The organism is Nocardioides sp. Z38_18 (assembly GCF_058215695.1).
Genome location: NZ_JBZAJE010000003.1, coordinates 117,573 through 131,661, shown reverse-complemented (window position 1 = coordinate 131,661; position 14,089 = coordinate 117,573). Strand labels below are relative to the sequence as shown.

At 71.4% G+C, this 14,089-nt stretch carries 7 protein-coding genes and 1 pseudogene; 3 read left to right on the top strand and 5 right to left on the bottom strand.

Annotation, left to right across the window (positions count from 1 at the left end):
* Positions 1-541: 541 nt before the first annotated feature.
* Positions 542-3,736: pseudogene (locus tag AC4BGC_RS19920) on the bottom strand (DUF3367 domain-containing protein); the annotation flags it as partial.
* Positions 3,733-4,485 (bottom strand): class I SAM-dependent methyltransferase, encoded by a 753-nt coding sequence (locus AC4BGC_RS19915; RefSeq protein ID WP_490557343.1) that lies wholly within the window; start codon positions 4,483-4,485, stop codon positions 3,733-3,735. The gene AC4BGC_RS19915 and the pseudogene AC4BGC_RS19920, both read right to left, overlap by 4 nt.
* Positions 4,486-4,650: 165 nt before the next feature.
* Here AC4BGC_RS19915 and AC4BGC_RS19910 point away from each other — a divergent pair, with 165 nt between their 5' ends.
* Both AC4BGC_RS19910 and AC4BGC_RS19905 read left to right on the top strand, forming a co-directional pair.
* Positions 4,651-5,658: a glycosyltransferase family 2 protein gene (locus AC4BGC_RS19910; RefSeq protein ID WP_490557341.1), complete on the top strand. Its 1,008-nt coding sequence runs from the start codon at positions 4,651-4,653 to the stop codon at positions 5,656-5,658.
* Positions 5,659-5,714: 56 nt separating this feature from the next.
* Positions 5,715-6,665 carry a lysylphosphatidylglycerol synthase domain-containing protein gene (locus tag AC4BGC_RS19905; RefSeq protein ID WP_490557340.1) on the top strand — a complete coding sequence of 317 codons (951 nt, stop codon included), beginning with the start codon at positions 5,715-5,717 and terminating at the stop codon, positions 6,663-6,665.
* Here the strand turns inward: AC4BGC_RS19905 and AC4BGC_RS19900 are convergent.
* From AC4BGC_RS19900 to AC4BGC_RS19890, 3 genes are read right to left on the bottom strand one after another with little or no spacing between them, the layout of a single operon-like run.
* Complete coding sequence (locus AC4BGC_RS19900; protein WP_490557339.1) at positions 6,574-7,284, bottom strand: O-methyltransferase; 711 nt, start codon at positions 7,282-7,284, stop codon at positions 6,574-6,576. The genes AC4BGC_RS19905 and AC4BGC_RS19900 overlap by 92 nt on opposite strands.
* Before the next feature lie 34 nt (positions 7,285-7,318).
* The gene (locus AC4BGC_RS19895; protein WP_490557338.1) at positions 7,319-9,190 is read right to left on the bottom strand and encodes a hypothetical protein; all 1,872 of its coding nucleotides are present in this window, start codon (positions 9,188-9,190) and stop codon (positions 7,319-7,321) included.
* A gap of 10 nt (positions 9,191-9,200) precedes the next feature.
* Positions 9,201-13,190 carry an alpha-(1->3)-arabinofuranosyltransferase domain-containing protein gene (locus AC4BGC_RS19890; RefSeq protein ID WP_490557336.1) on the bottom strand — a complete coding sequence of 1,330 codons (3,990 nt, stop codon included), beginning with the start codon at positions 13,188-13,190 and terminating at the stop codon, positions 9,201-9,203.
* A 176-nt stretch (positions 13,191-13,366) separates the two neighbouring features.
* Here AC4BGC_RS19890 and AC4BGC_RS19885 point away from each other — a divergent pair, with 176 nt between their 5' ends.
* Complete coding sequence (locus AC4BGC_RS19885) at positions 13,367-14,086, top strand: class I SAM-dependent methyltransferase (protein ID WP_490548571.1); 720 nt, start codon at positions 13,367-13,369, stop codon at positions 14,084-14,086.
* Positions 14,087-14,089 lie beyond the last annotated feature (3 nt).

The window sequence follows — 14,089 nt, the reverse complement described above, 5'->3', positions numbered from 1 at the left end:
CCAGCAACGCCAGCAGCACGCCGCCGAGGGCGAGCGAGGCCCGGTAGAGCCGGTCGGGCGCGAACGAGAGCTCCACCCGGTCCACCTGCCCGTCGAGCCGCCAGCCCTGCTGCCAGCCGTCCACGGTCACCCGGGTAGCAGTGCCCTCCCCCTTCACCGCGGCGACCCATCCGGTGCTCTGGTTCTCGCGTACGGCGGCGATCCGCGGTTTCTCCCCCGACGGCACCACGAGCTCGCGCTCCACCGGCGACGCACCGGAGAGGGAGAGCGAGGAAACGGCCGCCTCCGGAGGCGTCCGCGTCCGCATGACCACCCGTACGCCGCGGAAGGCCGGCGCCGGAGCGAGCACCACCCGGGTCGACCCCGACGGGACCTCGATCCGGGGCGGGCCACACACGGTCGCGGGCAGCATCCCGCCCTCGAACAGCTGGCGGGGTGAGGCGGTCACCGTTGTCGGATAGAGGTCGTCGCCCACCCGCAACGTCGGGCCGTACGCACAGCCGACGTCGACGGGCGTCTCGGAAAGGGTGATCGGCAGTAGGCCGGTCCCCCCGAGCCGAAGCTCACTGACACCCACGCCGACGCGCTCCCGGCTGCCGTCGGCGCGCAGGTTCCTGGTCTTCTCGACCTTGGTCAGACCTATGTCGACGCGCGTGGCCCGGAACGGCTCCACTCGGGCGGTCCCGGTCTCGTCGAGGTCGACGATCTGGCTTCCCCCGGGGTACACCAGCTCGAGGCGTGTCGCCCGTGACGCCGCCGCCTGGCGGTCCAGCTTCACCTGGACCGAACGGACCGTCCGCTCGGCCAGCCACTGGACCGACAGGGTCGGGCGATCGTCGTCGGCATCGGCGATCCAGGTGGTTCCAGAGTCGCCGTCGATGGCGGCCACGGCGGACGCGCGGGCGTCGTCGACCGCGGTCGACGACGCCCGCACGTTCACCAGCTGGTCACGCTGGATCAGCCCCTGGAGAGCGGCCCCGTCCACCGGGGCAGCCTTCGCGGAGATCTCGTAGGACGCGCCGACGCCGAGCCGCAGGGTGCGGTCGAGGGCTCCCGGCTCCTCCCCCACGCGACCGCGCCCGACCCCGCACCGCACGTCCACCCCGACGTTCACGCAGGCGTCACGCCAACCGGAGGTGGCGGACAGCAGGATGGAGTCAGGAGCCCCCCAGCGGGCGGGCACCCGCGGGAGCTCCAGGGTCCTGTCCACGTCGACCCCGGGGACCTGGATCTCGGCGACGGACAGGTGGCTTCCCGCCGGCTCCGCACTGGCGACCTTGATGCTCGAGGTCCTCCCGGGCGGGAGCTGGATCGTCACGGCCTGACCGGGCAGCGCCACCACCGGCTTGCTCGACCCGCGGTCCGTCTCCACGCGCAGACGCGCAGCGGCGTCCTCGTCACCGGGCTCACCGCCGAGGACGACCACGATGCTCGGCACGCTGCGGGGGCGCTCGAGCCGGATCCCGATCCAGGGACGGCGCGCGCCCGGATCGCCGGATTCCCACGCGGTGTCGAGCAGGCCGTCGAAGGCGGCGAACGGCAGCGTCTCCGGCAGCACGGCGTCTGGAGTGTCGGCGAAGGCCCGGGAGGACGACGCGGACACCTCCCGTGCCCCCAGGATCCGGGCCCTGGTCTCCCACCGGCCGTCGTCCATGGTGTAGTCCCGCGCCGGCGCCCCCCGGCGCCCCTCGTCATCGCCCTCGAGGGTGGCCGACTTCCCGTTCTGGATGCGTGCGAAGTTGGCCTCCCGACGACGCAGACCATCGGTGAGGACGAGTCCCTCGTGGTCGGCTCCCTCGGTGGCGTCGACCGCCAGCACGGCGGGCTCGTCCCCGATCAGGTCCGACTCGATCAGCCCGAGGAGGTCCTCCGGGCCTCCCACGACGAGAGGAGACCGGGAGGCCACGACGGCCTTCTCCGCGCCGTCCACCTCGTAGATCTCCACGGCGGGGTGCCGACCGGTCCACCCGTCGTTGACCACCGTGTCGCGCAGCTTGCCGTCGAGGCGGGCCTGGGTGCCCACCCGCGGACCGAACCTGGCCACTGGCCGGATCCCGGGGGAACCGTCGAGTGCCTGGTGCACGAGCACCGGTGCCGGTGCTTCACTCGGTCGGAGGTCGTTGCGGACGACGAGGTGGCCGATCCCCGCCCGGCGCAGGTAGCCGGCAAGTCCGGTCGAGGGACGTCCGGAGCTCAGCTGGGCCTCGATGGCGTCGAGCATCCGGATGTTGCCGGCCGGGGCGAGGGGTACGGCGTTACGCACGGCCCAGGGCGAGCCGGCGAGCGGCTGGAGCGGCTCGTCGTCGGGGTCGCCCCAGAGGTAGTAGCCGAAGCTGGACCCGGGCACGAGCACGGCGGTGGCATCCTTCGAGTTCTCGGCCAGCCAGTCCGCCGTACGCGCCCAGTAACCGGGGATCGACTCGAAGTCGTTGGCTGCACCCAACCGGCCGGACAGCGCCGGACCGGCGACCCCGACCGCGGAGACCACGCACAGCAGCAGCACGTTCGCGTAGACCAACCGCTCGCCGACGAGTCCGGCCCACCTGCGCCGGGTGCCCCGTTCCCGGACGGCTTCCGAGGCCCTGGTTGCCATCACCGAGACGAGGTGGGCGAGGCCCAGCACGAGCGGCAACCGGATCACGAGGTCGAACTTGTGCACGTTGCGCAGGGGGGCCAGCACCCCGTCGAGCGCGCTGCGCTCCGCGTCGCTGAACCAACCCTGGAGCGCACCACCGTGGCCTGCGGTCACCATCAGCAGCCCGACGAAGGTCGACACGACGAGGAACCGGCGGTGCGGGTTCCTCGCCAGGGTCAGGCCGGCGATCCCGAACAGCAGGAGCACCCCACTGTTGAGCGCGAGATAGCTGGTCGAGACGAGGTCGTTGCCCGCCTGCCAGGTCCCGTCGACGTAGGGCACCCAGTGGGAGGTGCCGCGAAGGGCGTCGAAGAGCGTCGTGGGGAACGTGGTCACGGAAGCCGTCTCGATGTAGTCGAGGAACGGCGGGCTGTAGCGGCCGAGCAGCAGGAGCGGCACCAGCCACCAAGCGGTTCCCACCAGCACGAACACCGGCCACCAGGTCATCATCGAGCGTCGGCGGGGACCAGGCGTCCGGGTCAGCAGCCACAGCACACCGAGCGGGATCACCGCGAACGTGGCTGCTGCGTTCACACCGCCGACAGCGGCCACTGCCAGGGCGGAGAGCAGGGCAGCTGTCCTCGGGGACCCTCTCTGCGACCCGATGACGAGCGGGACCAGCACCCAGGGGGCGACCGCACTCGGCCAGGCCTCGATGGAGATCGGTCCGAGCAGGGTCAGGATCCGCGGCGACAGCGCGTAGACGAACCCGGCGATGAGGCGACTCGTGGGCGAGCCCAGGCCCAGGACCCCGGCCAGCTTGACCACGCCGAGGAAGGCCACCACGAGCAGCAGGGACCACCACAGCCGCTGGACCGCCCACCCGGGCACGGACAGCACGTCACCGAGCCAGAAGAACGGTCCCATCGGGAACAGGTAGCCGTAGGCCTGGTTCTGGACCTGGCCGAACCCGCCCTGGGGGTCCCACAGGTGCAGCGACCGGGCCAGCAGACCGGCCGGGTTCACGACCAGGTCGAGCTTGGTGTCACCTACGATCCGGCCGGGTCGCTGCGAGAACGCCACCGCGACGAGGACGAGACAGCACGCCGCCAGCCGGAAGCGCCAGGTGACTCGATCCGGTGCGGTGGTGGGGTCGATCATCGCCTCTGGAGCACGATGACCAGGTTCCAGGTGACCAGCTCACGCAGGACCGGGAGCCGGGTCAGCCACCGGGCGAACCGAGGGTTGTAGCGCGGGATCACGTCCAGCACCTCGGCCTCCGTCTGCCGGCGTGCCCAGTCCGCCCCCGCCTTGACCGTGACCGGGAACAAGGACTCGCCGAAGCGGTTCTTCGGCTCCCGCCCGTGCCGGCGGCGGTAGCGCTTCCGGGCGCGCATGCCGCCGAGGAAGTGCCAGGGCGCGGTCTCGTGCCCGCCCCAGGGGCCGTACCAGACGGTGTACGACACGAACGTCACGCCACCGGGCCTGGTGACCCGGACCATCTCCTCGGCCATCCGCCACGGGTCGGAGACGTGCTCGAGCACGTTGGAGGAGTAGCAGACATCGAAGGCGCCGTCGGCGAACGGGAGCTGCATGCCGCTGCCGATCACGGTGCCGGAGGCGATCTCACCCAGGCCGGACAGCTCGCCGACGTCGGCGTCGAGGGCGAAGTACGTGGCTCCCGCCTCCTCGAAGGCACCGCGGAAGTAGCCGGGGCCACCTCCGACGTCGAGCATCCGGCTCCCCGGCAGATCGGTGTACTGGCTGACGTGGCCGACCGCATCCTCGGCGAGCGCGCCGTAGAACACCTCGGGCTGGGTCTGCTCGACGCGGAACGCGCGGAAGAGCCGCACGGAACGGCGGAGCGTGGGCGCCCAGGGCTGCGGTTTCCGAGTGAGCGGCTCTGGCACCCGGCGACTCTAGCCGATGCCGACTCCGGCCGCGGGGTCCCCACGGCCGGTCACCTGGCGCGTCGACAACGGCTCGCGTGAGCCCCACCAAACCTCACCTGCCGGCGCCGCACGGGCTAGCGTGGCCCCCTACGCGTCCCGACAGCGACGAACAACGAGGGCCCAGTGAAGCTGATCGTCCAGATCCCCTGTTTGAACGAGGAGGAGACGCTTCCGTCCGTCCTCGCCACGATCCCGCGCGAGGTGCCGGGCATCGACGAGATCGAGATCCTCGTCATCGACGACGGCTGCACCGACCGCACGGTGGCCGTGGCGCGGGAGCACGGCGTCACCCATTTCGTCCACCACGCTCGCACGCAGGGCCTGGGCCGGTCGTTCAGGGACGGCGTCGTGCGCTCGCTGGAGCTGGGCGCAGACATCCTCGTCAACACCGACGGCGACAACCAGTACCCCCAGGAGCGCATCCCCGATCTCGTCCGCCCCATTGTGGAGGGCCGGGCAGACCTCGTGATCGCCGATCGCCAGACGCACCTGATCGATCACTTCTCACCGTTCAAGAAACTGCTCCAGCGGGTGGGGAGCGCCGTGGTCAACCGGGCAGCGGGCACCGAGCTCCCCGACGCCGCCAGCGGCTTCCGGGCGTACTCGCGGGAGAGCCTGATGGTGCTGAACACGTTCACCCGGTTCAGCTACTGCATGGAGACGATCATCCAGGCGGGCAACAAGCGCCTGAAGATCGACAGCGTCCCGGTCACGACCAACGCCAAGTCCCGCGAGTCACGACTGTTCCGCTCGACACCGGAGCACGTGGCGAAGTCGATGGCGGCGATCGTCCGGTCCTACATGATGTACAAGCCGTACGTGCTGTTCGCCTGGCTCACCGGAGTCTTCGGCCTGCTGGGGATGATCCCCTTCGTGCGGTACGGCGTGCTGTGGCTGCGCGACCGGGAGGACGGCCACCTCCAGTCGCTGCTCCTCGGGGCGCTGCTGCTGATCCTCGCCTTCATGAGTGTGATGCTCGGGGTGATCTCCGACCTGATCCGCACCAACCGCGAGCTGATCGAGGACAACCTCGAGCACACCAAGCGCAATCGCTTCCGCGTCCCCTACCCGGGGGTGGACCTCCCCCCGCCGGAGACAGCACTCGCGCGCGACCGAGCGGCCAGACCCTGAGCGAGGACCGTCGGGCAGCGTGGCCGCGCCGCCGGCTGCTGCGAGTACTGCTCGCGATGCTGGTCGTCGTGGGTTGCGGCTACCTGCTGGCCAGGGAGAGCGGTGACCTGGCGACAGCCGCCCGACAGCTGAGCCCGGCACGGGTGGGCCTCGCGGCCATCCTGGCCATCGCCGGGAGCATGTGCATGGAGCGCACCTGGCTGGCGCTGCTGCGCGGGTTCGGGGTGCAGGTCGGCACCCGTGACGCCGCCACCGTCTTCTACACCAGCCAGCTCGGCAAGTACGTCCCCGGCTCGGTGTGGCCGGTGGTGGCCCAGGTGAGCCTCGGTGCGCGTTGGGGAGCACCTCGCAGGGTGATGCTCGCGGCGAGCATCCTGCTGCTCACGATGCTGACCGTCACCGGGATCGTTGTCGGGGCGGTGCTGCTGCCCTGGTCCAGCCCCGACGGGCTGGGCAGGTACTGGTGGCTCCTCGTGCTGCTCCCCCCGCTCGTGGCCCTGCTCCACCCGCGGATCGTGAGCCTTCTCCTCGACCGGCTCGCGCTGTGGTCCGGGCGCGAGCGGCTCGACGCACGGATCTCCACCAGCGGCTTGGTTCGCGCCGGCTCGTGGGCCGTGCTGGCCTGGGTGCTGCTCGGAGCCCACCTGCTCGCATTGATGAGCGCCTACGGCCGCCTCGATCCGCTCGACGCCGCAGTGGCGGTCGGGGGGATCGGCCTGGCGTGGGCGGCGGGACTGGCGTTCATACCGGCCCCGGCGGGGGCCGGGGTCCGGGAAGGGGTCCTCGTCCTGACCCTGGGACCAGTGGTGGGCGCTGACGCCGCGGTGACCGTTGCCCTCGCCTCACGGGTGCTGCTCGTTCTCGCCGACGTCGCACTCGCTGCGGCGAGTCTCGGACTGCGGGGCCTGCGTGGCCTCAGGGGCGCGAGAGCAGAGAGGTCTGCTCGGGGTACGGCAAGGTCGGCGTCAGACCGGCGCACACCTGCTCGACGAGACCAGAGCGTGTGATCGCGTCCCGGTAGCGTCGCCGACGGCTGTTGTCGAACACGATGAGCCCGTCGGCAGCCAGCCTGCCCACCGCGGCGGCCAGGCACGCCTCTCGAGCACGGCCGTCGATGACCACGAGGTCGAACGACCCGGGCACCTCGTCGATGGCAGCGACGTACCGGGCGAAGTCCAGCCCCTCGTGGCCCTCCTTGCGCGAGGGCACCGACGGGTCGGCACTCGGCACCGGCTCGACCACGCGCACGGACGCGTTCGGGTGACCGGCCAGCGCGAAACCCATCAGCTCGGCGAAACCGGCGTGGTGCTCGACGCTGTGCACCTGTCCGCTGCGCCGTGCCAGCCACACCGTGCTGGCGCCCGAGCCGTACTCGAAGACCCTCGCCGGGGCCGAGCGGGCGGCAAGCCACTCCTCCACCGTCGTGAGCGCGCGGTAGGTCCACCACGGCACGTCGAGCTCGGCCATCGCCTGCGAGTCGTGCACGAGCGTCAGGCTGTGTGCCCAGTGCCGCCAGCGCCGGTCCAGCGGAGGTGCCTCGGCGTCGAGCCCGAGGCGGTCCAGCGTGCGGCGTACTCCCCGGGCGGACCCGGCGTACACGCTCTTCATCGTCGCGAGGGACCGCATGCGCGAAGCGTAGTGGTTGGCCGGTCGTCACTGCTCAGGGCACGGGGACGCCGACGTAGGTGTGCACCAGGCAGAAGTTGGTCTCGGGGTCGCTCGACTCGAGCTCGATCACCGCCGGGATGCCCGTGTCGAGACGGCGATGCAGCTGGACGAGCGTCCCCTTCAGCTCCAGCTTGGGTGAGCCGCTGGTCACGGCCAGCTCCTCCCCGTCCTTGTCGAGCACCGACATGGTCACCCGATTCGCTCGGGGCTGGTAGAGCTCGAGCTGCAGGAACCACTCCTTCGCCCTGTTCACCTCGGCGAGCGGGATGCGAGTGGTCCCCTCCCCCCTGACGAAGATGCCGCAGCCCTGGATGCGTGGGCTCTTGTAGTCAGCCACCGACAGGAACTTGGCATTCACGAACTGGCCGGATCCGTCGACCGTCAACCTGTCCTTCGACGGGCCGTCGAAGTCCGCCGACGCGCCCCCCAGGCCCAGCAGATCGGAGAGGAACATCTCGGAGATGTAGGGAACGATGGCCTCCGGGAGCAGCGTGTCGTAGAGCTGCACGCTGGGACCGCGCTCTTCAGCGTTCCGCAGGACGTTCGCGGTGTAGTCCCGCGCCGGGTTCTGCCAGAACCGCTCGGCGAACCTCACCGTGGACAGGGCACAGGACACCAGGAGCAGGACCACGGCCCCGCTGACCAGCGCCCGTCGTCGGCGCTCGTCGAACCACCGGCCGGCGGCTCGGGAGCCCGTCCTCGCCGGCTCGCTGGGGGGCTTCGCCCCGAACGCGAGCGCGATCCCGAGAGCGAGCGCGAGCGGGACGTAGTAGCTGTACCGCAGGATGCTGGGCAGCACTTCCCCCAGCCACCAGCGACCGGATCCCACGAGCACCAGGCTTCCCATGGCGGTCCACACGGGGATCAGCCACGCGACCAGCGCCAACCGGCCGGTTCGCCGCACGCTGAGCGCGATCAGGCCCAGGAGCGCCACCTGCCCGAGGACCAGCAGGAACAGCGGTGGCTCGGCGTACAGGCTCCACTGATGAGGAAAGGAGTAGTACTGCCACGGGCCTCCCACGAGCGCCGGACCGAGGATGACCAGCCACCCCTGTCCCGCGAGCCAGAGGCCGTCGCCGATCGAGAAGTCCGAGTCCGGGCTGTTGTAGTCACCGGCCAGGTACAACGTCGCGAACACCGCGCCGGCAGCCGCGAGGACGACCCACCCCCGCCACAGGCTGAGCCCGCCCTGTACGCGGTCGCGCCACGGCCCCTGCTGCAGGAACACGAAGGAGAGGAGCGGCAGGAGGACGACCATCGGCAGCGACTGCTGGGCGAACGCGAGCATGATCAGGGTCAGGACCGCGACGACCACGGCGTCCACCAAGCGGCGTTCTCGGGTGTACCGCACCTGAGCGAGCAGGGCGCCGACGAGGCACGCTTGTCCGATGCCCAGTCCGAGACCGCTGTTGAGGGCTGCCATGCCCGGCACCAGGTAGGGACTGAACGCGTAGCCCACCAGCACCACCCAGAGCCAGGGTCGCGCACCCACGAGTGTGCGGAGGAGTCGCCACAGGAGCACGGTGGTGAGTGCCTGGAACGCGAGCCGGATCAGCACGGTGAACCACCACTCGAGCGGGACCACCCTGTTCAGGAGCCAGTACACGAGCCGCTGGGCAGCACCGAAGTGACCCCCGAGCGTGCTGGTCAGGTAGTCCCAGCTGAGGCCACGGCCATTGGCGTAGGCCAGGTTCGGCAGGTCCGCTGCGCTGTACCAGCCGCGCAGCATGATGAAGCCGAGCCACGTCGCCTGACCGACCACGATGGCCGACAGGGCCAGCTGTTCTCGCGAGAGCGTCACAGAGACGTGCGGTGGCGTTCGCTCTACGGACTCCTCGGAGACGCGAGTCGTGGTGCTCGACATGGCGCGCAGGCTATCCCACGAACCCGCCCGAACCGGGCGACCCTGCTGACGCGCCCTCGGGGCCTGACAGCACCCGTCCGCACACGAGTCCCACGACCAGGGCCGCGAGCACAGCGGACCCTTCAGGGGGTACGACGGCCGAACCGGGGATCGCGATCAGGACGGCGATGGCCAGCGCCGCGATGCACGCGCCCGACACCTCTCGCACGCCGCGGCCCCGGGTCAGGTGTCCGAGGACACCACCTGCGGCAAGCGGGAGGGACACCACCGCCATCGCCAGCAGCGTCACCAGCTGGGCGACCCTCCCCAGCGGCCGCTCCTCCGGGCCGTCGAGGGGCCCGTGATCCAGCACCTGGGCCCGGCGTCCTCCGCGCCGAGCCTGTGCCAGCAGCAGGATCGCGAGGACGACGAGCCCGCCGGCCAGGACCAGCCCACCGACCACGGCCACGCGGAAACCGGTCTGGGGTGCGTAGGACAGCTCCACCACGCCCGTCGTGCCCGCTGGCACCACGAAGCCTTGACGCCACCCGTCCGAGACGACCGGGTCCAGCTCGACCCCCGACACGCTCGCTGTCCAGCCGCGGTTGAAGCTCTCCCCGAGCGCCAGGAGGGACGGGGAGTCCACGGAGACGTCCACGCGCCGCTTCGTGGCCGACCACGAGAGAACCCGCGGCTGCCTGGTCGGGGCCGCGACGGTCGTGGGCGGCGGCGCGAGGACCAGGCTCGTCATCGCGAAGCCGGCGGGGTTCGTGACGCGGATCCGGTGGGTCCCGGCAGGCAACGTCGCGTTCTGGTCCCCACACGGGACGACCTCGAGCTCGGCGCCCGACCGCACGGCGCGCAGGGTTCCCGCCAGTCGGGTCTGGACCGTCTGCCCGGCGACCTCGACGGTCGGACCGAAGCCGCAGGCGGCGCCGGTCGGGCCGTCAAGGTCCGGGCGGTGCACGAGGTCCCCGATCCCGGTCACGTCCAGCTCGGAGATGCCGACTCCTTCGGGCCCGGCGCCCCCGACGGCGCTCACCAGGAGCTGGCGGGTGCGCACCGGGCGCATCTCCCCAGCCTCGGGGCCGGTGGTCGCCACCACCTGCGGTTTCCCTGTTCCCGGGCCACCGTCGACCAGCAGCTTCTCCGGCAGCCGACCCGGGTTGCCCGACGACGTCGTCGCCATCACCCCGGTGACCGTGCGACGAGGCCCCCACCTCAGCTGCAACCCGGCCCTCAGGTCCCCCGGGGCAGAGGTCCATCCGGTCTCGGAGAGGCCATCGACTGCGCCGGCGGCCGTGACGGCAGGGTCCCCGGCGAACGTCGAGGTCCCCGTGACCCGCACGAGGTCGTCCCCCAGCGGCGCGAAGAGCCTGTCCAGGTCGGGTCCGTTGGTGGCGATCGCACTGCCGCCGACACGCCACGTGCCCGCCTCGCTCACCGTGATGTCGCGGTCGAACCCGGGCGTCTCGGAGGTCTGAACCTGCCGACCGGAGCCGCACCTGACCCTCCCGTCGTCGGCGGCGACCGAGCAGGCCCGCCGCGGGGCCTCGCTCGAGGCGAGCACGGCGGTCCTCGACGACATCGCTCCCGGCAGCACCAGCGACCGGGTGATGTCGTGCCCGGCGATGCGTACGTCGGCCAGCCGGACCTGCCCGGTGTCGGACGCCGCATCCAGGACGGTGACGCGGAGCCGGGTGGCCGAGTCGTCGCCGAGCCGAAGGTTCGGCAGGGTCCCGTCCGCTCGCACCTCGGCGACCTCCGACCGGTCATCGGTGGCGACCCGTACCGACGTCACCGAGCTGCCGCCGACGGTGTCGAAGGTGAGCGACACGTCATCCACCGTCGTGGGCCGTTCGAAGTCGACCTCGATCCACTGACCCCGAGGGCGGGAGAACGGGGCGCTCGCCCAGGCGGTGTAGATGGACCGGTCGAACGCCGAGTAGGGATGTTCCTCGGGTCGCACGGCGCCGAAGACGTCGGCGTACCCGGCGGAGCTCGAGGCCACGATGCTGGCGGCCCCCTCGTACCGGGCTACCGTCCGGTCCTCCGGCACCGCCTCGTCGACGTAGTCGTGCGCCGGCCGGTCCACCCGGTACCGGTCACGCGCCGTCATCACCCCCGAGCCGGCCTCGTGAGACCTGCCGAAACTGCGCTCCACCCTGCGCAGACTGTCGGTGACGACATCGGGTCGCTGGCCGTCGGCGGCCAGAACCACCGCCTGCTGCTCGCCGGCGAGCCCGGCCGCCCGTACACCGGGCACCACCTCGGGACCACCGGAGACCACGACGCGCCGGTCCCAGTCCTGCAGCTCGACGCGCGGGTCGCCCTGCTGTGCGAGCTCGTAGACCTCGATCGCGGGCCCCCCGTCGTCGCGCTCGCCGAACGTGCCGGAGACCCGGGCCCCGGGCACGTGGGTGATCGCGCTTCGGACCGACCCTGCCTCCCCGGCATCCGTCTGGTCCGAAGAGAGGTCGTGCCGCACGATTACATGGGTGATCCGCATGCTGCGGAGGACTTCCGCCACACGATCCTGGGGCCGAGCCTCGGACATGGATGCCTCGAGAGACTCCAGGAGGCGCACGGTGCTGGCGGGTGCGACCGAGAGCTGCGCCCGGGACGTCCACGGCGCTGGCTCCAGCACCTGGATCGGCTCGTCGATGGTCCGCCCCCACGACTGCAGGGGGAACGTGGGGCCTGGGAGCACCAGGGTGCGCGTGGTCCGGCCCCGGTCCTCGATGTGGGCCACGGCCTCGCGCCAGCTCTGCGGCAGGTCGGCGAAGCCGTCATCGGTCCGCATCGAGCCGGTGATCGCCGGTCCGGCGGCCGTGACCACCAGTGCCGTGACCACGCTCACGGCGGCCACCCGCGCCGGCCCGCGCCACGGGGAGGACCGCCACAGGCGGGGCAGCCCCTGGGTAACCAGGGCACCGAGTCCAAGTGCCAGCGGGAGGCGCACCAGGGGGTCGAACTTGTGGATGTTGCGCAGCGGTGCCAGGACGGTGTCGAGGGCGTGGAGCCAGGCGTCCGAGAACAGCGACCCTGCCCACCCGCCGCTTCCGGCCGTGAGGATCGCGAGCCCGCCGAGCACCGACCACACGAGCACCCGTCGCTGCCACAGCTCCCCCCGGAGCAGGCCCACCAGCCCGAGAGCGGCGACCAGCACGCTCGTGACCAGCACCCATGACGAGGACGCCAGCTCGTAGCCGCCGGTCCAACCGAGCGTCCCGCCGTCCGGGAAGAAGGCCACCCAATGACTCGTGCCGCGCAGCGCGGAGAGCCAGCCGATGGGTCCGGCGGTGTTCTGCGCCGACTCGATGAAGTCGAGGAACGCCGGCGCGTAGGAGCCGAGCAGGAGCAGCGGGACCACCCACCACAGTGAGGCCGCCCCGACCAGGGCTCCCCATCCCACCAGGTCACGGAGCCGTCGAGCGAGGGTTCTTCCGGCGCCGAGGGCGAGCAGCAGAGCCGGGAACACCAGGCACGCCACGACCAGGGTCGCGTTCTGCCCTCCCATGAAGGGGATCGTCGCCGCCGAGAACACGAACGCCACCCACGCACGTTGCCGGCCTCGGAGGTAGAGCACCAGGGGCAGGACCGTCCAGGGCAGCACCGCAGCCGGGAGGGTCTCGCCACTGAGCCCGCCCACGGTGGTCAGGACCCGCGGCGCGAGCATGTAGGTGAGGCCGGCGAAGATCGCCCCCGTGGCGCCGATGCCCGGCCAGCGAGCCGCCAGGCGGCGGGCACCCTCGTAGGCCAGCAGCATCACCAGGGCAGACCAGAGGCGTTCCCAGACCCACATCGGCACGCCGAGCAGGTCGCCGACCCAGAAGAAGGGCCCCATCGGGAACAGGTAACCCGAAGCTTGGTTCTGCAGCCCACCGGCGGCCGAGTCGCCGTTCCACAGGCTCAGGCTGCGGTGCATGAACCCGCCGGGATCGAACTGGAGGTCGAGCTTGGTGTCGAAGGTGATGCGTCCGGGTTGCTGGACCAGGTTGAGCGCCAGCGTCGCGATCACGACGGCGAGCGAGGCCAGCGTGTGTCGCGCGGTTCGTGCGCGCGCGCCCAGTCGCCCCAAGACAGACGCGTCGTCCGACACTGCGCCTGCCTCCCTGTAGGTCCCCACCCTGCGCGCGGAGTCTATATGCTGCCCCGGCACCCCGATCCGGCCACCACACCTGAGGAATGCCCTTCATGCCGCTGCCCGCGACCGCCCCGTTCACCGAGGTGTGGGAGCACGCGTCCGAGGTCTCGGGCTGGCTGACGCGGGCCCAGGCACAGCTGCTGTGGGACAGCGCCGACGATCTCCCGGACGAGCCGCTGGTGGTCGAGATCGGCAGCCATCAGGGCCGGTCCACGGTGATCCTGGCCGCGCGGGTCCGGGAACACGGCGGCACGGTCGTCGCTATCGACCCCTTCGTCGAGGGCCGCCTCTTCGGCGGGTCCCGGACTCGGGACCTCTTCGAGAGCAACATCGCACGCGCCGGGCTCGGGGACATCGTGGAGCTGGTCGCGGAGTACAGCACCCGGGCACGGCCCGGCTGGACCCGTCCGATCGACTACCTCTACATCGACGGCAAGCACGACTACTGGACGCTCTCCGACGATCTCGAGTGGGCGAGGCACATGCCCCCGGGATCCCCCGTGCTGATCCACGACTGCTACTCCTCTATCGGCGTCACGCTCGGGATCCTCGCCCACGTGCTGCCCTCGCGCACGTTGGTCTACGAGCGCAGGGAGGGGTCCTTGGCGCTCTTCCGGGTCGGCAAGCCGACCCGCGCGGACAGGATGAGGATCGTCGCGGAGCTGCCGTGGTGGCTGCGCAACGTCGTGATCAAGGTGCTGCTCCGGCTCAGGCTCCGCCCCGTGGCCGCGCGACTGTTCGGCCACCGGAGTCCGTACGACCCGTACTGAGCG

What these genes read in the sequence shown, in the direction of transcription:
- AC4BGC_RS19905 (WP_490557340.1), top strand. Translation starts at nt 5,715, where the DNA reads ATGCTGGTCGTCGTGGGTTGCGGCTACCTGCTGGCCAGGGAGAGCGGT.
- AC4BGC_RS19900 (WP_490557339.1), bottom strand. Translation starts at nt 7,284, where the DNA reads ATGCGGTCCCTCGCGACGATGAAGAGCGTGTACGCCGGGTCCGCCCGG.
- AC4BGC_RS19895 (WP_490557338.1), bottom strand. Translation starts at nt 9,190, where the DNA reads ATGTCGAGCACCACGACTCGCGTCTCCGAGGAGTCCGTAGAGCGAACG.
- AC4BGC_RS19885 (WP_490548571.1), top strand. Translation starts at nt 13,367, where the DNA reads ATGCCGCTGCCCGCGACCGCCCCGTTCACCGAGGTGTGGGAGCACGCG.